This is a genomic window from Leclercia sp. Marseille-Q4284, from assembly GCF_916618945.1.
GTDB classification, from domain to species: Bacteria; Pseudomonadota; Gammaproteobacteria; order Enterobacterales; family Enterobacteriaceae; genus Enterobacter; species Enterobacter tamurae.
The window spans coordinates 1,088,588-1,112,854 of the sequence record NZ_CAKAKG010000002.1 but is presented as its reverse complement, the minus strand read 5'-3'; the positions used below and the strand labels follow the sequence as shown (position 1 = coordinate 1,112,854).

Here is a 24,267-nt window from a genome sequence, read left to right as displayed (position 1 = left end):
TCGGCGGTGACAAGCATAAATCTCAAAAAGTTTTCCGTTCGCTTATTTTTCACACTTTACGTTTATTAAAGCCGCGAACTGCGGGTTAATTGCGCGATTTCCCGGGCGAAACTGGCCACCTGCGACCAGTCGGTGTAGACCACTTCTTTGCGTGTATCCGTTTCGCCGCCGGTCATCTTCATAATAAGACGGATCATAAAGCGATCGTACCAGCGATAGCGTGGGTAACGCAGAGCACCGGCAAAGACGGCACAGGCCGCTGGCTTCCAGGGCGAGTTCAGCAAGAACTTACGCGTGTAGCTATTGGTCTGCGGGGTACGCTTTTCGGCTTTACGCGCCACCAGGTTCACCGAAAAGAAAGCACCCGGCAGGCTGTTCAGCGTTGCCGTATGCTTTTTCACAAAGCGATCCACCGCTGGATGGAAATGGCCGTAGCGGATAGAGGCGCCGATCACCACGCGGTCATACTCCTGCCACGCAATCTCTTCGGTGCGGTTCAGGTTGATGACGTCGGCATAGATGCCCTGCTCTTTTAACTCAGACGCCAGGAAAGCAGCAATCTCGCGCGTTTGTCCGTCGCGGGTCGAAAATAGAATTAATGTTTTCATAAATGGCTCCCTTTATTCGCGCCAGAATGTTGGCGTAAAGAGGACCAATAACGTAAAGACCTCAAGACGCCCGAACAGCATGTTGGCAATCAGGATCCACTTCGCGGTCGGATTCATGCTGGCAAAGTTATCTGCGACCACGCCAAGGCCGGGTCCCAGGTTATTCAGTGTGGCCACAACAGAGGCAAACGCCGAGAAGTCATCCACCCCCGTCGCGATAATCGCCAGCATGCTGACGATAAAGACCAGTGCGTAGGCGGAGAAGAAACCCCACACCGCTTCGAGAATACGTTCCGGCAGCGCGCGGTTACCCAGCTTGATGCTGTAGACCGCATTCGGGTGCACCAGACGTTTAAGCTCGCGGTTGCCCTGCTTGAACAGCAGCAGGATGCGGATCACTTTCAAGCCACCGCCCGTCGAACCGGCACAGCCGCCGATAAAGGCCGAACAGAGCAGCAGGACCGGTAGGAACAGCGGCCAGCGCGCAATGCTGTCGGTGGTAAAGCCTGCGGTCGTCGCCATCGATACCACCTGGAAGAAGGCCTGGTTCAGGGTGGTAACTGCCGAAGCATAGACATCATGTAGCCACAGCACCAGGGTACAGATCACCACCAGCGTCAGCTGCACGCCGATAAACATGCGGAATTCCGGATCGCGCCAGTAGACCTTCAGGTTACGGCCACTGAGTAAAGAGAAGTGCAGACCATAGTTACAGCCGGAAATCAGCAGGAAGATTGCAATAATGGTGTTGATGGTCGGGCTGTCAAAATAGCCGATGCTGGCATCATGGGTGGAGAACCCGCCAATCGCGATGGTGGCGAAGCTATGGCCGATGGCATCAAAGGCCGGCATTCCGGCAAACCACAGCGCCAGCGCACAGGCGACGGTCAGCAGCACATAGATGAGCCACAGCGTTTTGGCCGTCTCGGCGATACGCGGACGCATCTTGTTATCCTTCAGCGGCCCCGGCATCTCTGCCCGATAGAGCTGCATCCCCCCGACGCCCAGTATCGGCAGGATCGCCACGGCTAATACGATGATCCCCATCCCGCCGAACCACTGCAGCATCTGCCGGTAAAAGAGGATGGCATGGGGGAGTGAATCCAGCCCCACCAGCGTGGTGGCCCCGGTGGTAGTTAGCCCTGAGAAGGATTCAAAGAACGCATCGGTGATGGTCAGGTTGGGCTGTTCAGAAAAGATGAAGGGTAATGCCCCCACGCTGCCCAGCACGGTCCAGAACAACACCACGATAAGGAAGCCTTCGCGGGATTTCAGCTCCCCCTTCTCACGGCGGTTAGGCCACCACAGCAGGGAGCCAATCATCAGCGCGACGAAAAAGGTCTGCGTAAAGGCCCGGCCCGCACCATCCCGATAAATAAGCGCCACCAGTCCGGGAAGGATCATCGTCCCGGAAAAGAGTATGACCAGCAATCCAACGATTCGGGTTATGGCACGAAAATGCATCTCTGCCGCTTCCTTAGGTATTCAAAAAGTAAGGTGGGGATTATTCTTCAATCGGCCGTAATTGCAACGAACCACGACTAAAATCAGCCAGTTTTGCTGAGAATGCCGGAAGCGATGCCTGAGGTAGCGCCACACGTAATTGCACCGCCGCCTGGTAATCACTGTGCACGATCAGGCCCTGATACAGCTTCAGCAACGATTCGATGCCGGATAACTGGGCGTAATCGCACAATAAAGTATATTCGGTAAGTGGCGTTTTGCGGATCGTTGTCAGTTGATTCAGCGCCTGCTGGACGCCGCCGCCATAGGCTTTAACCAGCCCGCCCGTTCCCAGTAATACGCCGCCGTAGTAACGCACCACGACGGCGGTGATTTCTCCCACGCCGCTGCCCATTAACTGAGAGAGCATCGGTTTGCCCGCCGTGCCCGCCGGTTCACCATCATCCGAGAACCCCAGCTTCTGTGAATCGTCAGGCGGCCCGGCCACCCACGCCACGCAGTGGTGGCGGGCGTCAGGATGTTCTGCCCGTACTGACTCAACAAAAGCTTTTGCCGCCTCCACGCCGTCGGTATGCGCCAGCAACGTGATGAAACGGCTTTTTTTGATCTCTTCCGTAAAGGTGACCGGCGCTGCCGGTATGAGCCAGCTTTCCATTACGCCAGCTTCAGATCTCGCGTCATGTTTTCAGTACCGTTTTCATGGATCACCACGTTATCTTCGATACGGATGCCACCAAACGGCTTCAGCGCCTCAATTTTCTGCCAGTTGAAGTGCTTGCTGAACTGCCCTTCACGCCACGGCGCCAGCAGGGACTCAATAAAGTAGATCCCCGGCTCGATGGTCAACACCATGCGCGGCTGCAGAATACGGGTGCAACGCAGGTAAGGATATTTGGACGGCGCGGCCAGATGCGTACCGGTGTCATCCTGCATAAAGCCTGCGGTGTCGTGCACCTGCAGACCCAGCGGGTGGCCGATACCGTGCGGCATAAACGGCCCGGTCAGGTCGTTTTCCACCATCGCTTCTTCGCTCATATCGCTGACGATCTGATGCTTACGCAGCAGCTTCGCAATACGCTGATGGAACTGAACGTGGTAATCCACGTAGCTCACGCCAGCCTTCATGGTGGCGATCAGGGCCAGCTGCTCGTCATTGACGTCTTTGATCAGCTGGGCGAATTCGGTATCGCTGTTCCCGGCCCATGTACGGGTCAGGTCCGCGGCATAGCCGTTGTACTCCGCACCGGCATCCAGCAGGAAGCTGCGCATTTCGGACGGCGCACGGTGATCGAGTTTAGTGTAGTGCAGCACCGCCGCGTGCTCATTCAGCGCCACAATGTTGCTGTACGGCACGTCAATATCACGATGGCCGGTAGCCGTCAGGTAAGCCAGGTTAATATCGAACTCGCTCATGCCGGACAGGAAAGCTTCATGCGCCGCACGATGGCCGTTGACCGCCGTTTTTTGCGCTTCACGCATGCACGCCAGTTCATAGTCGGTCTTATAGGAGCGATAGTAGTGCAGATAGTCGATAACGCCTTTCGGGTTGATGTTATCCGCTGAGATCTCCAGACCGCGCGCACGTTCTGGCACCGGGCCAATATAGCCGATGTTGCCGCGGGCAGCAGGTAACTGGCTGCCAATGCCGTCGGCTTTCGGCAGGGCAATCACCTCGATCTCTTCTGTCCAGAAGGAGGTCGGCAGCGGTTCCACGTTGTGCCAGTAATCCACCGGCAGATAGAACCACAGTTTTGGCTTGTTCACGCCATCCACCAGCAACCAGCAATTGGGAACCTGGGTTACCGGCACCCAGGCTTTAAATTGCGGGTTCACCTTGAAGGGATAAGCGTGATCGTCGAGAAAGACATTGAACAGTTCGCCGGAGTGGATGAGTAAGGCATCCAGCTTGAAGCGAGCCAGTACGTCGCGGGTACGTTCCTGTAACGTAACAATGTGATTTTTATACAGCGCGGCCAGTGAGTCCATCATTCTTCCTTTTGTCTTGACCTCAAGTCACCGCATCTTAGCACACCTCAGAAAGGCTGCGTGATCTCCGCCGAGCGTGATCAGACCTACAATTATTTAATGACTAATTTGCATTTCATTAACACAAAACCCACACTCCGAATCATCTGGTATGACCAGATCCAATTGCTGGATTCAGGAGACCGACATGCTCTACAAAGGCGACACCCTGTACGTAGACTGGCTGGAAGGTGGCATTGCCGAACTGGTGTTCGACGCCCCCGGCTCAGTGAATAAACTGGACACCGCAACCGTGGCCAGCCTTGGCCATGCGCTGGACGTGCTTGAAAAAGAGTCCGACTTAAAAGGTCTGCTGCTGCGTTCTGAGAAAGCGGCATTTATCGTCGGCGCAGACATTACCGAATTCCTCTCCCTGTTCCTGGTCCCTCAGGAGCAGCTGAGCCAGTGGCTGCATTTTGCCAACAGCGTCTTTAACCGCCTGGAAGATCTGCCGGTCCCGACGATCTCTGCCGTCAATGGCTATGCGCTGGGCGGCGGCTGCGAATGCGTGCTGGCCACCGATTACCGTCTGGCCACCCCGGATCTGCGCATCGGCCTGCCGGAAACCAAACTGGGCATTATGCCGGGCTTTGGCGGTTCAGTCCGTCTGCCGCGCCTGCTGGGTGCCGACAGTGCCCTGGAGATCATTGCTGCCGGTAAAGATGTGGGTGCCGATCAGGCGTTAAAACTCGGTCTGGTTGATGGCGTGGTTAAGCCTGAAAAACTGCATGAAGGTGCGCTGACCATTCTGCGCCAGGCGATCAACGGCGATCTCGACTGGAAAGCGAAGCGTCAGCCGAAGCTGGAGCCGCTGCACTTAAGTAAAATTGAAGCCACTATGAGTTTCACCATCGCCAAAGGCATGGTGATGCAGACGGCAGGTAAACACTATCCTGCGCCGATCACCGCGGTGAAAACCATCGAAGCGGCCGCACGACTGGGCCGTGACGAAGCACTGAAATTAGAAAACCAAAGCTTCGTCCCGCTGGCTCATACCAATGAAGCCCGCGCGCTGGTCGGTATTTTCCTCAACGATCAGTTCGTTAAAGGCAAAGCGAAGCAGCTCACCAAAAATGTCGAGACGCCAAAACAGGCGGCGGTACTGGGCGCAGGCATTATGGGCGGCGGCATCGCCTACCAGTCGGCCTGGAAAGGCGTGCCGGTGGTGATGAAAGACATTAACGAGAAGTCACTGACACTCGGCATGACCGAAGCCGCCAAACTGCTGAACAAACAGCTCGAACGCGGCAAGATCGATGGCCTGAAGCTCTCCGGCGTGATCTCCACGATTCATCCGACCCTGGAATACAGCGGTTTCGATCGCGTGGATGTGGTCGTCGAAGCGGTGGTCGAAAACCCGAAAGTGAAAAAAGCGGTACTGGCAGAGACGGAAGACAAGGTGCGCCCGGATACCGTGCTGGCGTCCAACACCTCCACCATTCCAATCAGCGAACTGGCCAGCGTCCTCAAGCGCCCGGAAAACTTCTGCGGCATGCACTTCTTTAATCCAGTGCACCGTATGCCGCTGGTTGAAGTGATCCGCGGGGAGAAAACCTCTGACGAAACCCTCGCCAAAGTGGTGGCCTGGGCCAGCAAGATGGGCAAAACCCCGATTGTGGTAAATGACTGCCCGGGCTTCTTCGTCAACCGCGTGTTGTTCCCGTACTTTGCCGGCTTCAGCCAGCTGCTGCGCGACGGGGCGGATTTCCGCAAGATCGACAAAGTGATGGAAAAACAGTTTGGCTGGCCGATGGGCCCGGCCTATCTGCTGGACGTGGTCGGGATTGATACCGCGCATCACGCCCAGGCGGTGATGGCGGCAGGCTTCCCACAGCGGATGCAGAAAGATTACCGCGATGCCATCGACGCCCTGTTTGAATCGAACCGCTACGGTCAGAAAAATGGCCTCGGCTTCTGGCGTTATAAAGAAGACAGCAAAGGCAAACCAAAGAAAGAGGAAGACGCTGCCGTGGATAGCCTGCTGGCAGAGGTCAGCCACGCGAAGCGCGATTTCAGCGACGAAGAGATTATTGCCCGCATGATGATCCCGATGGTCAACGAAGTGGTGCGCTGTCTTGAAGAGGGCATCATCGCCAGTCCTGCGGAAGCGGATATGGCGCTGGTCTACGGCCTGGGCTTCCCTCCGTTCCACGGCGGCGCGTTCCGCTGGCTGGATACGCAGGGCAGCGCCCGCTATCTGGATATGACGCAGCAGTATGAGCATCTCGGCGCGCTGTATCAGGCTCCGGAAGGTCTGCGCACCAAAGCGCGTAATAACGAAGCGTACTATCCCCCGGTTGAGCCTGCCCGTCCGGTTGGCGCACTGAAAACGGCTTAAGGAGTCACAATGGAACAGGTTGTCATTGTCGATGCAATTCGCACCCCGATGGGCCGTTCGAAGGGCGGCGCATTTCGTAACGTGCGCGCGGAAGATCTCTCCGCACATTTAATGCGTAGCCTGCTGGCGCGCAACCCGGCGCTGGACGCCACCGCGCTGGACGATATCTACTGGGGCTGCGTGCAGCAGACCCTGGAGCAGGGCTTTAACATCGCCCGTAACGCGGCCCTGCTGGCGGAAATCCCGCACTCGGTACCGGCTGTTACCGTTAACCGTCTGTGCGGTTCGTCAATGCAGGCCCTGCATGATGCAGCACGCATGATCATGACCGGCGATGCGCAGGTGTGCATGATTGGCGGCGTGGAGCACATGGGCCACGTGCCGATGAACCACGGCGTCGATTTCCACCCCGGCATGAGCCGCACGGTAGCGAAAGCCGCGGGCATGATGGGCCTGACGGCAGAGATGCTCTCCCGCCTGCACGGTATCAGCCGTGAAATGCAGGATAGCTTTGCCGCCCGCTCTCACGCCCGTGCCTGGGCCGCGACGCAGTCCGGCGCGTTTAAAAATGAGATTCTCCCCACCGGCGGTCACGACGCCGATGGCGTGCTGAAGCAGTTCTATTTCGACGAAGTGATCCGCCCGGAAACCACCGTTGAAGCACTCTCGACGCTGCGGCCGGCTTTTGATCCGGTAACCGGTACCGTGACGGCGGGCAGCTCTTCCGCCCTGTCTGATGGTGCGGCGGCGATGCTGGTGATGAGCGAAAGCCGCGCCCGCGAGCTGGGCCTGACGCCGCGCGCCCGTATCCGCTCGATGGCGGTAGTGGGTTGCGACCCGTCAATCATGGGTTACGGCCCGGTGCCGGCCTCAAAGCTGGCACTGAAAAAAGCCGGGCTCTCCACCAGCGATATCGACCTCTTCGAGATGAACGAAGCCTTCGCCGCGCAGATCCTGCCGTGCATTAAGGATCTGGGGCTGATGGATCAGATCGACGAGAAGATTAACCTCAACGGCGGTGCCATTGCGCTGGGTCACCCGCTGGGTTGTTCCGGAGCGCGTATCAGCACCACCCTGATTAACCTGATGGAACGCAAGGATGTCCAGTTTGGTCTGGCGACCATGTGTATCGGGTTGGGCCAGGGGATCGCGACAGTGTTTGAGAGAGTGTAATAAAAAGCCGGGTCGCAGAGCGGCCCGGCGAAGATTTAGTTGCCGTTTTCCCGCCTGTCAGGGGCGGGTTTTTTTATTCTGAACGGTGTATTCTGAGGACGCGCATTCAATGACGAATGCCTTTCAATTAAGGATGATAAAGATGAAAAAAAGCGTATCTGCGCTCGGCCTTTCACTGCTTTTCAGCGTATCCCACACGTTTGCCCAACAGCCCGTCGCAGACGATCGTCTGATGGCAAATCACTGTCTGAGCGAAATCCAGGCCCTGTACAAAACGAACCCGGAAGTCATGGCATTACTTGAAGGGACGCGCGTGAAAGACAATAGCGTTGCGCTCGATCGCTACGATGCGAAGGTTGGCAGCCAGCACATTGCCTCAGAACTGAAAGCCACCGTCGAGCGCCGCGATCGGGTCGTCGGGCAGATCCTGTGCCTGCTCGACGAGGATAAAATTCTCTACAAAACCTTCTTTAACACCGAACAGCGCTAAGTGATGCGGCGGCGCGTCAGATAAACGCAAACGCGTCGCCAAACAGACGATCTTCCCGCGCACCGCGCTCATTGCAGAACAGGTCCCGGGCAATTTTTGCCATTTCGAAACGACCGGCAATGTAGATGTCGTGATTGACCAGCGTGCCATGATCCTGCAGTACCGCCGTTAACACGGTGCCACTGCGACCGCGCCAGCCCTCTTCCGGCTGCTCAACCACCGGCTCAACGCGCAGGTTCGGGTGGGTCACGCTCAGCGCTTCCAGCTCAGAGAGATCGTAGAGATGCTTCGCCTCGCGGCCGCCCCAGTAGATGGTGATGTCGCGGTCCGGGTTTCGCGCCAGCGCCGTCAACAGAATGGAACGCACGTAGGAGAAACCGGTGCCGCCCGCAATCAGGATCAGCGGACGCTCTTCGTCATCGCGCAGCCAGGCTTCGCCGTGAGGAATATCAATCTCGATCTCATTCTCTTTCAGGATGCGATCCATCACCGCCATCGCATACAGGTTAAGCTCTGACGCCCCAATGTGTAGCTCGATAAACTCTTGCTCGTCCGGCGTCGAGGCCATTGAGAAAGGGCGCTTATCCCGCTCATCCATCACCACCATTAAATACTGGCCAGCGCGGAAGGAGAACGCCGATTCAGGTACTAAACGGACGCGATATACGGTGTCGGTGATAGCGTCTACCGAAGTCACTTTACAGCTTAAGGTTGTCATTCGCTCTCTCTGTCGGGAAGTCTAAAGGGCATAACGGCGCATTCAGGCGTCTTTACCGTTATTCATTATGGCCAGTTCATCCCAGATCGCGTCAATTCGCGCAGTCACCTCAGGATCCTTTTTGATCGGACGACCCCATTCACGTTGGGTTTCGCCGGGCCATTTATTGGTGGCATCCAGTCCCATTTTTGAACCAAGACCGGAAACCGGCGAGGCAAAATCCAGATAATCAATGGGCGTGTTTTCAACTAACACGGTATCGCGTGCCGGATCCATACGGGTGGTAATGGCCCAGATCACGTCGTTCCAGTCACGGGCGTTGACGTCATCATCGCAAACGATCACAAACTTGGTATACATAAACTGGCGCAGGAAAGACCATACGCCCATCATCACCCGTTTAGCGTGACCCGCATACTGCTTCTTAATGGTTACTACCGCCAGGCGATAGGAGCAACCTTCCGGCGGCAGATAGAAATCAACGATTTCCGGGAACTGCTTTTGCAGGATCGGCACAAACACTTCGTTCAGCGCCACGCCGAGCACCGCAGGTTCATCCGGCGGACGGCCCGTGTAGGTGGAGTGGTAAATGGCATCTTCACGCTGGGTAATGTGTGTCACAGTAAACACCGGGAAGCTGTCGATTTCGTTGTAATAGCCGGTGTGGTCGCCATAGGGCCCTTCCGGAGCCATCTCACCCGCCTCGATATAGCCTTCGAGTACGATTTCAGCGCTGGCGGGCACTTCCAGATCGTTCGATACGCACTTCACCACTTCGGTTTTGGTGCCGCGCAGCAGCCCGGCAAAAGCGTATTCCGACAGGGTGTCTGGCACCGGGGTGACCGCACCGAGAATGGTAGCCGGATCGGCGCCCAGCGCCACCGCGACCGGGAAACGTTCGCCCGGATGGGCCGCGCACCACTCCTGGAAATCAAGCGCGCCGCCGCGATGCGACAGCCAGCGCATAATCAATTTATTCTTACCAATCAGCTGCTGACGATAGATGCCGAGATTCTGCCGCTCTTTATGCGGACCGCGCGTGACGGTCAGACCCCAGGTGATCAACGGGGCCGCGTCTTCAGGCCAGCACTGCATGATCGGGATACGCGTCAGATCGACCGCGTCGCCTTCCACGATTTTCTGCTGGCAGGGTGCGCCGCGCAGACGTTTGGTCGGCATGTTCAGGACTTGCTTAAACTGCGGCAGCTTATCGAAGAGATCGCGAAATCCTTTAGGTGGCTCAGGCTCTTTTAAAAAGGCCAGCAGCTTACCCACTTCACGCAACGCGCTGACATCCTCCTGCCCCATTCCCATCGCCACACGCTTTGGTGTGCCAAACAGGTTGCAGAGCACCGGCATGGTGTAGCCTTTCGGATTTTCAAACAGGAGTGCTGGCCCACCCGCACGGAGTGTGCGGTCAGCAATTTCTGTCATTTCCAGATAAGGATCGACAGGAAGGGTGATGCGTTTGAGTTCGCCCTGCTTTTCCAGCAGTTCCAGGAAGTCGCGTAGATCGTTGTATTTCATGCAGTTAGTCAAGCTCTCTCTGTAAGCGTTTCATTATACGGCGTAAGACTGCCTGATGCTGTATTTTTGTTAAATAAGCGTGAAGATTCACGGCTTCTTCTGCGTACGGCCATTATAATCAGCTTAGCGATCCCGCCAGGGTTTTGATATGCTTGCCGGCATAACAAGCGGAAAAGAGTCATTATGCAGGCCTGGTATTTACTGTATTGCAAGCGTGGGCAACTTCAGCGTGCTCAGGAACATCTGGAACGCCAGGCGGTGAACTGTCTGACGCCTGCGATCACGCTGGAAAAAATGGTCCGTGGTAAACGCACCACCGTCAGTGAACCACTGTTCCCTAACTACCTGTTTGTTGAATTCGACCCCGAAGTGATCCACACCACCACCATCAATGCGACGCGCGGTGTCAGCCACTTTGTGCGCTTTGGCGCGCACCCGGCTACGGTGCCCTCTTCCGTGATCCACCAGCTCTCGGTCTACAAACAGCCCGAAGGCATTACCGATCCCGACACCCCCTTCTCCGGCGACGATGTAGTGATCACTGAAGGGGCGTTTGAAGGGCTGGTGGCCATTTTCGCTGAGCCGGACGGGGAAGCCCGCTCCATGCTGCTGCTGAACTTACTGAATAAAGAAGTGAAGCAGAGCGTCAAAAATACCAGCTTCCGCAAAGTTTAAAATTCGACGCCAAACAGACGACGCACGTTGTCATCCGTCTGCGCTGCCAGCCACTGCGCCTCTTCGCCGCGCCAGTGGGCGACCCGCTCAATAATATGTCCCAGATACGCCGGTTCATTGCGTCGCGATGCCGGTTTTGGACGGAGATCGCGCGGCAGCAGATAAGGTGCATCGGTCTCCACTAGCAGTCGATCGGCAGGAATAACCGGCAGCAGCTCGCGCAGTTCCAGCCCACGTCGTTCATCGCAGACCCAGCCGGTGATCCCCAGATACAAACCACGATCCAGACAGGCTATTGCCTCCTGCCGCGTGCCGGTAAAACAGTGCAGCACTGCGCCAGGGAGTTTATCCAGCCAGGGTTCCAGCAATGCCAGAAAGCGTTCGTGAGCATCACGGCAGTGCATAAATACCGGCATGCCCAGCTCCGCCGCTAACGCCAGTTGGGCGCTAAAGGCATGTTCCTGTTCGGCGGGGGTGGAAAAGTTGCGATTAAAGTCGAGACCACACTCGCCAATCGCCACCACCTCAGGGGAGGCGGCTAAGGCCCGGAGCGTGTCGGCACTCTGCGCCGTCCACTGGCTACTGTCGTGCGGATGGACGCCCGCCGTTGACCAGCAGCGGTCATAGCGCTGCGCCAGCTGTCGCGCCTGCTCGCTTTCGTGCAGGTTGGTGCCCGTCAGCAGTAAGCCGTTGACCCCGGCGGCGACGGCTCTGGCCACCACCTCGTCACGATCCTGGGCAAACTGCGGGCTGGTCAGGTTCAGACCGATATCAAACATACTGGCTCCCATATGACAACCGCCCTGGCGGGCGGTTGGGGTTACTCTTCTGTCCCTTCGGACTCTTCGTCGTGATCTTCACGACGCTTGCCGGTATAGAAGCGCGCAAAGAAGACACCGACTTCAAACAGGCAATACATCGGGATCGCCAGCAGGGTTTGCGAGAAGACATCTGGCGGCGTTAACAGCATGCCCACAACAAAGGCGCCCACCAGAATGTATGGCCGTTTTTTGCGTAAGTCATCCGGAGTTGTGATCCCCATCCAGCAGAGCAGCACGATGGCAACCGGTACCTCAAATGCCACGCCGAAGGCCATAAACAGCGCCATCACGAAGCTCAGATAACTGGCAATATCGGTGGAAACCTGGACTCCTACCGGCGCGGTATTTGCCAGGAAGCCAAAGGCCAGCGGAAAGACCACAAAGTAGGCAAAGGCCATGCCGATATAAAACAGCAGCGAGCTGGAAACCAGCAGCGGGATCACCAGGCGACGTTCATGCTTATACAGCGCGGGGGCAATAAAGGCCCAGACCTGGTAAAGGATCACCGGCGCTGAGGCAATCAGCGAGACCCAGAAAGTCAGCTTGATCGGCGTGAAGAAGGGCGATGCCACGTCGGTGGCGATCATGGTTGCCCCGAGCGGCATCTGTTTAATCAGGGGGGCAGAGACCACCTGATAGATGTCGTTGGCAAAATAGACCAGGCATAAAAAAATGAGCAAAACCGCAATAATGCAGTTCAGCAGGCGTTTACGCAGCTCGATCAGGTGCGTAATCAGCGGTTGAGTTTCATCTACTGCCATGTTTACGCTTTATCACTCGACGAGGGGGACGCGGCAGCCGCGGGTGCAGGCTTTTTGTCTGCGGGCGCTGGCGTCGTTTCTTGTTTGGGGATCACCGGCTCGGCTGGCGCCTGTTCGGGCGCGGTAGCCTGATGCTCAGCAGTGGCAGGCGTCACGCCTTCATGCTGCGCTTCGTTATCTTTGACCAGCGGGTTGCGAATGGTATTGGCTTCGTCGCTCGCTTTTTCCGGATCGTTGACGCTGTAGGAGCGCTTCATGGATTCCGCCGCTTCACGCAGTTCGTCCATCGAGGCTTTCAGTTCCGGCGTCAGGTTATCCAGGCTCGCCTTTTCAACTTTTTTCAGGCTGTCCTGAAACTCCTGCAGCTTAAGCTCTTGCGCCAGCTCATTTTGCACCGTTGTCGCCAGCGATCGTAGCGCACGCACCCAGCCTGCAACCGTTTTTACCGCCACAGGCAGACGTTGTGGCCCCAGGACAATGAGGCCAATCACGAAGACCAGCAGCAGTTCACTAAAACCGATATCGAACACGAATTACACCTGCTCGTTATCGTGGCGTTTAGCATTTTCCTTTTTGGCGTCGTCTTGTTTATCAGCGATGGATTTAGCAGTGAAATCCGCATCCTGGCTGGATTTGTCCTGCTTCTCGTCATCATCTTTGATCGCTTTCTTGAAGCCTTTGATGGACGCACCGAGATCGGAACCGATAGAACCGAGTTTTTTGGTACCGAACAGCAGCACGACGATGACGGCAATGATCAACAATTGCCAGATACTGATACCACCCATACATCTTCCCCAGTTAGCGATGATTAATTAAACAGGCCGCATTATACGTTATGCGGCCCTGCTAGTGCGACGCAATTCAGCGCGTTCTGCGCCATCCGGCTATCCAGACAACCACGCCACCCGCCATCAACCAGGCAGGCATAAGTTCCCACTCAGGACGATTGATCAGCAGCAGCGTGCCGCTTAACAACAGTGTTGCTCCAATGCCAAACAGATACCGGGACTGTCCCTGACGCACATGGTTGGTTTGCAACTCGCGGGCAATTTTATCCACGCTGTGTTGCAAGTTTTTGCTCTGACGCAAACTGTCGTACACCAGTTCCGGAATTTCGGGCATTTTTTCAATCCAGAACGGGGCTTTCTCTTTCAGGGAGCGCACCAGCGCGGGAAGACCCACCTGGTCTTTGATCCACGACTCAAGGAAAGGTTTTGCCGTTTTCCATAAGTCTAACTGAGGATAGAGCTGTCTCCCCACCCCTTCAACGTAAAGTAATGTTTTCTGAAGTAAAACTAACTGAGGCTGCACTTCCATATTGAAGCGACGGGCGGTATTGAACAGGTTCAGCAGCACATGGCCGAACGAGATCTCCGCCAGCGGCTTCTCGAAGATGGGCTCACAGACCGTACGAATGGCGAACTCAAACTCTTCAACGTTGGTATCCAGCGGAACCCAGCCGGAATCAACGTGCAGCTCGGCCACTTTGCGGTAATCGCGGTTAAAGAAGGCGATAAAGTTCTCGGCCAGATAGCGCTTATCTTCTTTGTTCAGCGAGCCGACGATACCGCAGTCGATGCCGATATACTGTGGATCTTCGGGATGCTCGTAGCTGACAAAGATATTGCCCGGGTGCATGTCGGCGTGGAAGAAGCTGTCGCGGAACACCTGGGTGAAGAAGACCTGCACGCCACGCTCGGCCAGCAGCTTCATGTTAGTGCCCTGCTTTTCCAGGGTGGCGACATCCGAGACCGGGATCCCGTAGATGCGCTCCATCACCATCATGTCCTGGCTGCAGTAGTCGGAATAGACTTCCGGCACATACAGCATCGGGCTGTTTTCAAAGTTGCGGCGCAGCTGGATGGCGTTCGCCGATTCACGCAGCAGATTCAGTTCATCAATCAGCGTTTTTTCATACTCGCGCACCACTTCCATCGGACGCAGACGGCGTCCATCAGGCAGCAGACGTGGCACCCAGCGGGCCAGGCGGTAGATGAGTTTCATGTCGGCGCGGATGATCGGCAGAATATCCGGGCGGATCACCTTAATGACGACCTCTTTGCCGTTCTCTTTCAGCCGTGCGGTGTGAACCTGAGCAATGGAGGCCGAGGCCAGCGGCTGGATGTCAAAATCATCGAACCAGGTCTCAACCGGGAGATCGCCCATCGCTTTTTCAATCTGCTGCTTTGCCAGCTTACCGTCGAACGGAGCGACTTTATCCTGCAGCAGTGCCAGCTGATCGGCGATCGCGGGCGGGAACAGGTCACGACGGGTGGAGAGCATCTGGCCGAACTTGATCCAGACCGGGCCCAGCTCCTGAAGCGCCAACCGCAGTCGCTCACCGAGCAGCTTGTCCTGATGGCGATTAGGCATCCAGAATAGCGTTCGCCGCCAGAGGCGCAGCGGCATAGTGAGGCGCATTCGGGGGATTAGCTCATCGAGCCCGTAGCTCAAAAAGGTGCGGATGATAAAGTAGAGGCGCCGAATTTCACCAGGCGTCATTTGCCCTCCAGTTTTTCAAGCCGTTTTGTCAGTGCATCAACCGCACGCTCAACCGCGGCGGTCTCTTCTGCGAACCATGCTGCTTCCAGTGGACCTGGTGCCATACGCCACTCCTCGGTAAGCACTTCCCCGGCGTAACGCTGCTGGCGCTGAAAACCCTTCTTCAGGAACGAGGCGCCGCCGCGCAGTACTTTACTGATCCCTTCAGCGGCAATATCGCCAGTCCAGGGAGCCAGCAATTCTGCCGGGTCGAACTCGGCCAGATCGGCCAGTGAGACAAAGTTTTGTACCACCTGGATATCGCCTTCGACCTCCAGCTCGCCGCTGCGGATCAGGGCAGTGAGTTGCTGGCGATCGCGCAGTTTGGGCAGCGTGCTCATATGGGTGATGACGGAGCAGTCGGCCTCGCCTTCCCACTCACCGAGCACGTCGAGCTGACGCTCGCTGAATACCAGCACCAGCGGGGTCGAAAACTCTTTTAATACCACCCGCAGCACTTTGCCGTTCAGACGCTGACGCGCCGTTTTCAGCGCAGGAGACCGGTACAGAAAGGTATTGAGTACGTTTTCCACACCGGCTGTGATCAAGGGTTTAAACGGCATTCGCCACCTCCACTCAGAACTTATAACCGCGATGCAGCGCGACAACGCCTGCCGTCATGTTGAAGTAATCAACATTGTCAAAGCCTGCATCCTGCATCATGGCTTTTAAGGTGTCCTGATTCGGGTGCATACGGATCGATTCGGCCAAGTAGCGGTAGCTGTCAGCGTCGTTGGCAACCATCTCGCCAATGCGTGGCAGGATGTGGAATGAATAGGCGTCGTAAGCTTTGCTCAGCGGCTCAATAATCGGTTTGGAGAACTCCAGCACCAGCAGACGTCCACCCGGTTTCAGCACACGGTACATGGAACGCAGCGCTTTCTCTTTGTCGGTGACGTTACGCAGACCGAAAGAGATGGTGATGCAGTCAAAAGTGTTATCCGGGAAAGGCAGCGCTTCAGCGTTCGCCTGGACATATTCAACGTTGCCGACCACGCCAATATTGCGCAGTTTTTCACGCCCCATTTTCAGCATGGAGTCGTTGATATCAGCCAGCACAACGCGGCCCGTTTCGCCCACCAGACGCGAGAATTTCGCTGTCAGGTCGCCGGTGCCGCCAGCCAGATCCAGCACGGTTTGTCCACGACGTACGCCGCTACAATCAATAGTGAAGCGCTTCCACAAGCGATGAATGCCGAATGACATCAGGTCATTCATTACATCGTACTTCGCCGCCACGGAATGGAATACGTGGGCCACCATGTCAGCTTTCTGCGCTTTAGCGACAGTCTGAAAGCCAAAGTGCGTTGTGTCTTGTGAATCTTCAACCATCTCAGAGCCTGCTTATCAGTCAAATGTTTGAGAAGTGTAACAGATTGGGCGCATTTGCCCTACGATTCAACCACCCCGGGAATAACGCTCCAGGGGGTCTGCCGACGCCTGAGCGCCTGCTAAGGTATTGTTTGTATTTTGAACGGGAGCCTCACTGCGCAGCCGATATTCTTCATCTTGCGAGGTGGCCTGCTCGACCAATTCCGGATTAATCTCGCGTTTTACTTCCACGCCAAGGTCGCGGAACGATTCGGCCTGAGCCAGCAGGTTGCCGCGCCCGGAGGCCAGCTTTTTCATCGCCTGGCGGTAGTTATCCTGGGCGCGTTCCAGGCTCTGCCCGACCGATGTCATATCATCGACGAACAGGCGCATTTTGTCGTACAGGCGGCTGGCGCGATCGGCGATCTGCTGGGCATTACGGCTCTGATGCTCGTAGCGCCACAGATTGGCAATGGTGCGTAGCGCCACCAGCAGCGTGGTAGGGCTGACCAGCATAATGTTGTTTTTCAGCGCCTCGGAGATCAGCTCCGGCTGGCGATCCAGCGCCAGTAAGAAGGCTGGCTCAACCGGGATAAACATTAGCACATAGTCAAGCGAACGCAGGCCCGGCAGCTGCTGGTAATCCTTACGCCCCAGCAGACGAATATGGTTACGCACCGAGGCGATATGCTCCTGCAACGCCGCCTCGCGGGTGTAGTCGTCTTCGGCATTGAAGTAGCGCTCATAGGCCACGAGGGTCATTTTGGCGTCGATGACCACGTCCTTCTCCTGCGGCAGACGGACAATGACGTCGGGCTGCATTCGCGCGCGGGTCTCCGTTTCAATGCTCACCTGGGTTTGATATTCATGGCCTTCACGCAGGCCGGAGGCTTCCAGCACGCGGGTCAGGACCACCTCTCCCCAGTTGCCCTGGGTTTTATTGTCGCCTTTCAGCGCCCGGGTGAGGTTGATCGCTTCCTGTGCCATCTGGGCATTCAGCTGCTGGAGGTTACGGATTTCATGGGCCAGCGTATGGCGCTCCCGCGCCTCCTGACCAAAGCTGTCCTGCACCTGGCGGCGAAAGCCGTCCAGCTGTTCACGCAGAGGCGACAGCAGGCCGCTCAGGCTCTGCCGGTTTTGCTCATCGACGCGGCGGTTACTCTGCTCAAAGATGCGGTTGGCGAGGTTTTCAAACTGCTCGCTCAGGCGCTGCTCGCTGTTGATCATCTGGCGGATTTTGTCTTCCGCATGCAGTTGGGTGGATTCCAGCCGGGTGGTCACTTCGCGCAGGTCGGCTTCCAGCGAGGTGTTGATATCCCGCAGATTGCGCAGCTCGTTGTTGAGCAGCTCGCATTCGTCACGCCAGTGCCCGCTCTGGGCGATGTTCTGTCTTAATGCACTGAGATCGGCCACCATCTCTTCACGTTCGGCAAGCTGATCGGCCTTCTGCTGCGCATGCTGATAGCTGGCGAACAACCAGCCCACACCTACGCTGACCAGCGCAATAACGACATAAAAAAGGATGGAAATATCCACGACGCCCCCTGCATCAAGGTATGACCCGCACAAAATAGAATTGTGCTGTATAAACGTCCAGTTTGAAAAGGGTTTTCTGCAAGGCGCTACGCAAAGAAAAAGGCCGAACAGGTCGGCCTTTGGCATAGAAAAGGGGAAATTACAGCAGGCGGCGAGCCGCTTCTACCACGATTTTCACCGCGTGGCTTTCGGTCTGCTTCATGGTCTCGGCGTTCGGGATCTCTTGCTGGGTACGGTTAACGATCACACCCGCAACCATACCGGCACGCAGGCCCTGGCTTGCGCACATGGTCAGCAGCGTGGCGGATTCCATTTCATAGTTCATCACGCCCATAGATTGCCACTCTTCCATCGAGCCTTTAAAGCGGTTCACTACGCGACCAGAGAAGGTGTCGTAGCGCTCCTGGCCCGGGTAGAAGGTATCAGAGGAGGCGGTCACACCAACGTGAGTCGTCGCGCCAACGGATTTCGCGGCTTCCACCAGCGCGGTGGTGCATTCGAAATCGGCTACTGCCGGGAACTCCATTGGGGCAAAGTGCAGGCTCGCGCCGTCCAGACGAACGGACGCGGTGGTGACCAGCACGTCGCCAACGTTGATGTGCGGCTGGATTGCACCGGTAGTGCCGATACGCAGGAAAGTACGGATGCCCAGCTGCGCCAGCTCTTCAACGGCAATCGAGGTAGACGGGCCACCGATACCGGTAGAGCAGACGATCACCGCTTTGCCATCCAGCTCTGCCCGCCAGGTCGTGAATTCGCGATGGGCTGCCAGCTTAACCGGCTTATCCATCAGCGCGGCGATCTTTTCCACACGCTCAGGGTCGCCAGGGACGATAGCGAGCGTAGCCCCTTGTAAATCGTTTTTAGTGAGGCCGAGATGAAAAACATCAGACTTAGACATAGAAAACTCCTCTGTGGGTCAGTTTGTCAGCAGAAGCAAAGCGGTACTTTACCGAAGGAACCGGCTTGTTTTCGTGACGGGCATCACCATGAATAAAATTGATTGCAGTTAATTACCATGAAATAGTGATTAACATCACATTAACGAGTTATATCGTTATCTGTTGCACAAAAGATAGCCTGTTTCGGGCACTGTGGATTGTTAACCTGCGGACTATATTTACTTTTGCGCTAATTGGTACGGAGAATGCCATGACTGGAAAATCTGGATTTGCCCCTGCTGCTGACCTGCAAGCCTCAACCGTTGTCACTACCCCCGACGAAGCCATTACTGCCGGGGAGACCTCCATTCCGACCCAGGGCGATAACATGCCCGCCTGGCATGCCCGGCCCAAAAATGCGCAAGGGGCATTGCCGATCGTCATTGTGATTCAGGAAATATTCGGCGTGCATGAGCACATTCGCGATATCTGCCGCCGTCTGGCGCTGGAAGGCTATCTGGCCGTGGCACCTGAGCTCTACTTCCGTCAGGGCGATCCGAACGATTACAACGACATTCCTACTCTGTTCAGCAATCTGGTGAGTAAAGTGCCGGACGCGCAGGTGCTGGCAGATCTCGACCACGTCGCCAACTGGGCGGCGCGTAATGGCGGCGATCCCCACCGTCTGCTGGCGACCGGCTTCTGCTGGGGCGGGCGCATCAGCTGGCTGTATGCCGCGCACAACCCGCAGCTGAAAGCCGCCGTGGCATGGTATGGCAAGCTGGTGGGTGAAAAGACGCTGAATTCACCGAAGCATCCGGTCGATATTGCGACCGATTTGAGTGCGCCGGTCCTGGGGCTGTATGGCGCCGAGGATACCGGGATCCCGCTGGATACGGTAGAGACCATGCGCCATGCCCTACGCGCGGCAAACGCAACGGCAGAGATTGTGGTTTACCCGGGAGCCGGGCACGCCTTCAATGCCGATTATCGCCCGAGCTATCATGCGGAATCAGCCAAAGATGGCTGGCAGCGGATGCTGACGTGGTTCCAGCAGTACGGCGCTAAAAAAGGTTAAGCGGCTCACATTTCGCTACGCAAAGTGGCGTGACTGTTTGACTTCTAAACACAATCTGGACGATATAAAACTCACAGGCGTGTAACTACGATCCGTAGGCAAGACCTGAACCCCCTCTCCGTTTTCGAGCGGAGAGGGGGTTCAGGTCTTTTTTTTTGCTCTGGAGACAGGGGCCAGAACATGAACCACTTGCAAACAGCGCTGGAGATCATCGCCCTGGTCGGCGGTGCTGAGAATATCGAACATATCGAACACTGCTCCACCCGCTTGCGGCTGAGCCTGTATGACAACGGTAAGGTCAACGAAGCGGCGCTGGCAAAGGTCGACGGCGTACTGGGCGTGCGCGTGAACGTGCAGTGCCAGGTGATTATTGGTCACGACGTGGTGCAGGTCTTTGAGGCGGTGCGCTCGCTGGTGGGTTCACCTCAGGCGGACGGACAACATGCGCCTGCCAGAATCAGCCGTGGCGCGCAGATTGTTGATTTCGTGATCAGCGTTTTTCAGCCGCTGGTACCTGCTATTGCCGGTGGCGGCGTTCTGAAATCGTTGCTGCTGTTGCTGGACGTCATGGGCTGGCTCAGCCGCGACAGCTCGACATACAAAGTCCTGGATAATATCGGTTCTGCGCCGCTCTACTTTCTGCCCATCCTGGTGGCGATCACCACGGCGATGAAGCTCAAGGTGAACGTGCTGGTTGCCGTCTCGGCAGTTTCCGTGATGGTGCTGCCAGCGATGACCAAACAGCTGGCCGACGGGACGGTGTTTATGTCGTTCGATCTGCGCAACGTTGCCTACGCCTCGCAGGTCTTCCCCGCCATTCTGTGTGTGCTCTTTTACGCCCAGACGGAGAAGCTGTTCAACCGCTATTCCCCTGGCGCGCTACGCATTTTCCTCTCGCCGATGCTCTCTCTGCTGGTGACGGTCCCCGTCACGCTGCTGATCCTGGGGCCGCTGGGTTACGAGCTGGGTGCCGGCCTGGCAACGGTGATTTTGTGGCTCTACGGCAAGCTGGGTTTTGTCGCCACCGCGCTGCTGGCCGCCGCCCTGCCCTTTATGGTCGCCGCCGGGATGCACAAGCCGATGCTGCCTTACGCCGTGGCCTCCATGAGCCAGTTTGGGCGAGAAATGCTCTATCTGCCCGCGTCGCTGGCACACAATATTGCCGAGTCCGGCGCCTGTCTGGCGATTGCGCTTAAAAGCAAAGATAAGGTACTGAAATCCACCGCCTTCTCCGCCGGGATCTCGGCTCTGTTCGGCATTACCGAACCGGCGCTGTATGGCGTCACCCTGCTGAACAAAAAAGCACTCTACAGCGTGATCCTCGGCAGTATTGTCGGCGGGGCCTTTATCGGCTGGATGGCGATTCAGGCCTTTGCCCTCGTCGGCCCTGGCCTGGCCAGCATCTCAATGTTTGTCTCTCCGGATAACTCCATGAATATCGTCTGGGCCTTCGCCGGGGCGGGGTTATCCTTTGCCGTGGCCTTTATCAGTGCCTTCGTGCTGTGGCGCGATAAAGCGGTTGAAAGCACCGACGCGCTGAGCTTCACCCGCCCGGTTGAGGGACAGATCATCCCGCTTGAAAACGTTAACGATGACGTCTTCTCCCGCAAAATCATGGGCGACGGGATTGCGATTATTCCTTCCCAGGGCGTGCTGCGAGCCCCGGCGGATGGAACCATTGTGAACGTGTTTGACAGCGGCCATGCGCTGAGCCTGCTCACCGACGCGGGCGTCGAGCTGATTTTCCATATCGGCATCGACACCATCAGGCTGCAGGGCGAAGGCTTCTCCCCACGGGTAGTAGAGGGCCAGCACGTGAAGAGCGGCGACACGCTGATTGAATTTTCACTCGATACCATTGCTGCCGCCGGGCTCGATCCGGTGGTGATGATGGTGGTCACTAACGGCGAACGCTTTTCGCTGACACCAGGTAATACCGACGATAAGAATCCAGACCCGCATATCATCATGACGCTTAAGGAGTCCGTGTAATGGAGAAATCCCTCCCGTTTCCGCAAGGTTTTTTATGGGGTGGCGCTATAGCCGCCAATCAGGCCGAAGGGGCATGGAATGTGGATGGCAAAGGGCCGTCCGTTGCTGACGCCATCACCTGGAAGCCCAACCTGTCCCTGAAGGATTACAGCGGCCATATGGCGCTGACCGACGAGAACATTCGCGACGCGTTTGAAGGTAAAAATGACGCGCTCTACCCGAAACGTCGCGGCATCGATTTTTATCATCACTATAAGGACGATATCGCCCTGTTTGCTGAGATGGGCTATACCGTGCTGCGGGTATCGATCGCCTGGTCACGTATCTTCCCGACCGGTGAAGACGCCGCGCCAAACGAGGCGGGTCTGCAGTTTTATGAAGAGATGTTCCGCGAGCTGCGTCGCCATAACATCGAGCCGCTGGTGACCCTCTCCCACTACGAAATGCCGCTGGCCCTGAGCGAAAAATATAACGGCTGGGTGCACCGCAACGTGGTGGATGCTTTCGTGCGCTTCAGCAACGTCTGTTTCGACCGCTACAAGGATCTGGTCCGCTACTGGCTGACGTTTAATGAGATCGACAGTATCCATCGTCATCCGTTTACCACGGCGGGCATCCGGGAAGAGAAAAGCGCGCCGGGCAAAGCCCAGCAGGATATCTACCAGGGGCTGCATCACCAGTTTGTCGCCTCGGCGCTGGTGACGCGCGACTGCCACACCAAAATCCCGGGCAGCCAGGTCGGGTGCATGCTGACCAAACTCACTACCTACCCCCACAGCTGCCGTCCGGAAGATGTGGAAGCAACGCTGAAGAAGAATCTGGAGAACTACTTCTACGCCGATGTGCAGGTATTTGGCGAATATCCACCGCTGATCCTGCGCGATCTGGCCCGTCGGGACATCCAGATCGCGATGCAGGCCGACGATCAGCGCATTTTAAAGGATCATACTGTCGACTTCGTCTCCTTTAGCTACTACATGTCGATGACCGAATCGACCCAGCCAGACGTCGAGCGCATCCCGGGAAATACGGTTCTCGGCGTGAAAAACCCGTACCTGCCGGCCTCCGAATGGGGCTGGCAGATTGACCCCATCGGGCTGAAAATCTCTCTGCTGGAGCTGTACGACCGCTACCAGAAGCCACTGTTTATCGTGGAGAACGGCCTCGGCGCGAAGGATGTGGTGGAAAACGGCGAGATCCACGACAGCTACCGCATCGACTATTTCCGCGCCCACTTCGAGCAAACTTTGGCAGCTATAAATGAAGGGGTGGATGTGATGGGATTCACCACCTGGGGATGCATCGACATTATCAGTGCGGGCACCTCGCAAATGTCCAAGCGCTACGGCTTTATCTATGTCGATCAGGATGATGAAGGCAACGGCACGCTGAAACGCCTGAAAAAAGACTCCTTCTGGTGGTACAAAAAGGTGATTGCCAGCAATGGCGCAGACATGAGCTAACCGGCCATGCCGCAGGAATAACCGTGATAACGATAAAAAAGTCGCTTAATAACAGCATGCTGCTGGTCGACAACGACCAGCGGGAGATGATTCTGTTCGGCAAGGGGATCGGCTTTGGCGCGAAGCCCGGCACTAGCATCGACCTGGCGCAGGTGGAGAAGGTCTTCCTGCCCCTGAGCGATCTCAAATCCCGCCATTTTTTATCCCTGACGGATACCATTCCTGCGGCGTTCTTCGATATTAGCCATGAAATTCTTATCCTCGCGCGCAGTCTGTGCGGGGATAAGCTCAATTCCGTATTGCTCTTTACCCTTGCAGAGCATCTGCACTTTGCAGTGGAGCGCAGCCGGAGCGGGCAGACGATCCTTAATAAGCTGAGCTGGGAAGTGAAGCGCTACTACCCCCAGGAGTACAGCGTGGGGTTGCAGGCGCGCGCCCGGGTCAATGAGAAGTTTGACGTCGAGCTACCTGAAGACGAGGCGGTAAACATCGCCTTTCATCTGATCAATGCCAGCAGCCAGGAGGACGACAGCACCGCCCACCAGCAGGTTGAACTGGTCAACCGCATCGCCGATATCGTGCGCTATAAACTGGGCAAGACCATCGATACGCAGTCGGTGAACTACATGCGCTTTATCACCCATCTGCGTTATTTTGCCGAGCGGGTACTGGCCGGGAAAATCGCACTCAGTGAGACCGAAGATTTTTATCAGGAGCTGATGCGCCACCGCCCGGACGCAATGACCGTCTCCTGGGTGATCCGCGACTACGTGCAGGATAAATATCAGCTCACCCTACCGAAGGATGAGCTGACGTGGTTGAGCATTCATATTAGTCGATTGATGGACGGGCAGACGTAAAT

23 protein-coding genes are annotated in these 24,267 nt (G+C 56.6%); 8 read left to right on the top strand and 15 right to left on the bottom strand.

What is annotated here, in order from left to right; translation table 11 throughout:
* Positions 1-65 precede the first annotated feature (65 nt).
* From hemG to pepQ, 4 genes are read right to left on the bottom strand one after another with little or no spacing between them, the layout of a single operon-like run.
* Positions 66-608, bottom strand: a complete 543-nt coding sequence (hemG, locus tag LG383_RS20005) for a menaquinone-dependent protoporphyrinogen IX dehydrogenase (RefSeq protein WP_166184670.1) — start codon at positions 606-608, stop codon at positions 66-68.
* 12 nt (positions 609-620) lie between these two features.
* Positions 621-2,072 carry a Trk system potassium transporter TrkH gene (trkH, locus tag LG383_RS20000; protein ID WP_106995894.1) on the bottom strand — a complete coding sequence of 484 codons (1,452 nt, stop codon included), beginning with the start codon at positions 2,070-2,072 and terminating at the stop codon, positions 621-623.
* A 40-nt stretch (positions 2,073-2,112) separates the two neighbouring features.
* On the bottom strand, positions 2,113-2,727 hold the full coding sequence (locus tag LG383_RS19995) for an IMPACT family protein (RefSeq protein WP_106995895.1): 615 nt from the start codon (positions 2,725-2,727) through the stop codon (positions 2,113-2,115).
* The gene (gene pepQ / locus LG383_RS19990) at positions 2,727-4,058 is read right to left on the bottom strand and encodes a Xaa-Pro dipeptidase (RefSeq protein ID WP_166185540.1); all 1,332 of its coding nucleotides are present in this window, start codon (positions 4,056-4,058) and stop codon (positions 2,727-2,729) included. The genes LG383_RS19995 and pepQ overlap by 1 nt, the downstream gene beginning before the upstream one ends.
* 187 nt (positions 4,059-4,245) lie before the next feature.
* On the opposite strand from pepQ, the gene fadB reads away from it, so the two are divergent.
* The 3 genes from fadB to LG383_RS19975 all read left to right on the top strand — a co-directional run bounded on the left by fadB (position 4,246) and on the right by LG383_RS19975 (position 8,098).
* Entirely contained in the window at positions 4,246-6,435 is a 2,190-nt protein-coding gene (fadB, locus tag LG383_RS19985) for a fatty acid oxidation complex subunit alpha FadB (protein WP_225760166.1), read from the top strand.
* Between the two features lie 9 nt (positions 6,436-6,444).
* On the top strand, positions 6,445-7,608 hold the full coding sequence (gene fadA / locus LG383_RS19980) for an acetyl-CoA C-acyltransferase FadA (protein WP_225759991.1): 1,164 nt from the start codon (positions 6,445-6,447) through the stop codon (positions 7,606-7,608).
* Positions 7,609-7,750: 142 nt separating this feature from the next.
* Positions 7,751-8,098, top strand: a complete 348-nt coding sequence (locus tag LG383_RS19975; protein ID WP_225759990.1) for a hypothetical protein — start codon at positions 7,751-7,753, stop codon at positions 8,096-8,098.
* Between the two features lie 16 nt (positions 8,099-8,114).
* Here the strand turns inward: LG383_RS19975 and fre are convergent, their stop codons facing one another.
* Together fre and ubiD are read right to left on the bottom strand one after the other, a co-directional pair.
* Positions 8,115-8,816 (bottom strand): NAD(P)H-flavin reductase, encoded by a 702-nt coding sequence (gene fre / locus LG383_RS19970; RefSeq protein ID WP_106995900.1) that lies wholly within the window; start codon positions 8,814-8,816, stop codon positions 8,115-8,117.
* Between the two features lie 42 nt (positions 8,817-8,858).
* Positions 8,859-10,343 carry a 4-hydroxy-3-polyprenylbenzoate decarboxylase gene (gene ubiD / locus LG383_RS19965; RefSeq protein ID WP_106995901.1) on the bottom strand — a complete coding sequence of 495 codons (1,485 nt, stop codon included), beginning with the start codon at positions 10,341-10,343 and terminating at the stop codon, positions 8,859-8,861.
* A gap of 183 nt (positions 10,344-10,526) precedes the next feature.
* Here ubiD and rfaH point away from each other — a divergent pair, with 183 nt between their 5' ends.
* On the top strand, positions 10,527-11,018 hold the full coding sequence (gene rfaH / locus LG383_RS19960; protein WP_106995902.1) for a transcription/translation regulatory transformer protein RfaH: 492 nt from the start codon (positions 10,527-10,529) through the stop codon (positions 11,016-11,018).
* On the opposite strand, the gene tatD is transcribed toward rfaH, so the two are convergent.
* The 9 genes from tatD to udp form a co-directional block, all read right to left on the bottom strand.
* Positions 11,015-11,797, bottom strand: a complete 783-nt coding sequence (gene tatD / locus LG383_RS19955) for a 3'-5' ssDNA/RNA exonuclease TatD (RefSeq protein WP_106995903.1) — start codon at positions 11,795-11,797, stop codon at positions 11,015-11,017. The genes rfaH and tatD overlap by 4 nt on opposite strands.
* A 41-nt stretch (positions 11,798-11,838) precedes the next feature.
* Positions 11,839-12,600, bottom strand: a complete 762-nt coding sequence (tatC, locus tag LG383_RS19950; protein WP_106995904.1) for a Sec-independent protein translocase subunit TatC — start codon at positions 12,598-12,600, stop codon at positions 11,839-11,841.
* A gap of 2 nt (positions 12,601-12,602) precedes the next feature.
* Positions 12,603-13,130, bottom strand: a complete 528-nt coding sequence (gene tatB / locus LG383_RS19945) for a Sec-independent protein translocase protein TatB (RefSeq protein WP_225759989.1) — start codon at positions 13,128-13,130, stop codon at positions 12,603-12,605.
* A 3-nt stretch (positions 13,131-13,133) separates the two neighbouring features.
* A complete protein-coding gene (gene tatA, locus LG383_RS19940; RefSeq protein WP_032615095.1) occupies positions 13,134-13,388 on the bottom strand; it encodes a Sec-independent protein translocase subunit TatA in 255 nt (84 codons plus the stop codon).
* Positions 13,389-13,464: 76 nt separating this feature from the next.
* Complete coding sequence (gene ubiB / locus LG383_RS19935; protein WP_106995906.1) at positions 13,465-15,105, bottom strand: ubiquinone biosynthesis regulatory protein kinase UbiB; 1,641 nt, start codon at positions 15,103-15,105, stop codon at positions 13,465-13,467.
* The gene (ubiJ, locus tag LG383_RS19930; RefSeq protein ID WP_106995907.1) at positions 15,102-15,707 is read right to left on the bottom strand and encodes a ubiquinone biosynthesis protein UbiJ; all 606 of its coding nucleotides are present in this window, start codon (positions 15,705-15,707) and stop codon (positions 15,102-15,104) included. Before ubiJ ends, ubiB begins: the two co-directional genes overlap by 4 nt.
* A 13-nt stretch (positions 15,708-15,720) precedes the next feature.
* Positions 15,721-16,476, bottom strand: a complete 756-nt coding sequence (ubiE, locus tag LG383_RS19925) for a bifunctional demethylmenaquinone methyltransferase/2-methoxy-6-polyprenyl-1,4-benzoquinol methylase UbiE (protein ID WP_032615102.1) — start codon at positions 16,474-16,476, stop codon at positions 15,721-15,723.
* Between the two features lie 66 nt (positions 16,477-16,542).
* Complete coding sequence (gene rmuC, locus LG383_RS19920; protein ID WP_225759988.1) at positions 16,543-17,991, bottom strand: DNA recombination protein RmuC; 1,449 nt, start codon at positions 17,989-17,991, stop codon at positions 16,543-16,545.
* A gap of 139 nt (positions 17,992-18,130) precedes the next feature.
* Positions 18,131-18,892 (bottom strand): uridine phosphorylase, encoded by a 762-nt coding sequence (gene udp / locus LG383_RS19915; protein ID WP_106995909.1) that lies wholly within the window; start codon positions 18,890-18,892, stop codon positions 18,131-18,133.
* Positions 18,893-19,143: 251 nt separating this feature from the next.
* On the opposite strand from udp, the gene LG383_RS19910 reads away from it, so the two are divergent.
* From LG383_RS19910 to LG383_RS19895, 4 genes are all read left to right on the top strand, one after another.
* Positions 19,144-19,950 carry a dienelactone hydrolase family protein gene (locus LG383_RS19910; RefSeq protein ID WP_106995910.1) on the top strand — a complete coding sequence of 269 codons (807 nt, stop codon included), beginning with the start codon at positions 19,144-19,146 and terminating at the stop codon, positions 19,948-19,950.
* 180 nt (positions 19,951-20,130) lie between these two features.
* Positions 20,131-21,942 (top strand): beta-glucoside-specific PTS transporter subunit IIABC, encoded by a 1,812-nt coding sequence (locus tag LG383_RS19905; protein ID WP_225759987.1) that lies wholly within the window; start codon positions 20,131-20,133, stop codon positions 21,940-21,942.
* On the top strand, positions 21,942-23,405 hold the full coding sequence (locus tag LG383_RS19900) for a glycoside hydrolase family 1 protein (protein WP_106995912.1): 1,464 nt from the start codon (positions 21,942-21,944) through the stop codon (positions 23,403-23,405). The genes LG383_RS19905 and LG383_RS19900 overlap by 1 nt, the downstream gene beginning before the upstream one ends.
* A gap of 23 nt (positions 23,406-23,428) precedes the next feature.
* The gene (locus LG383_RS19895) at positions 23,429-24,265 is read left to right on the top strand and encodes a PRD domain-containing protein (RefSeq protein WP_225759986.1); all 837 of its coding nucleotides are present in this window, start codon (positions 23,429-23,431) and stop codon (positions 24,263-24,265) included.
* Positions 24,266-24,267 lie beyond the last annotated feature (2 nt).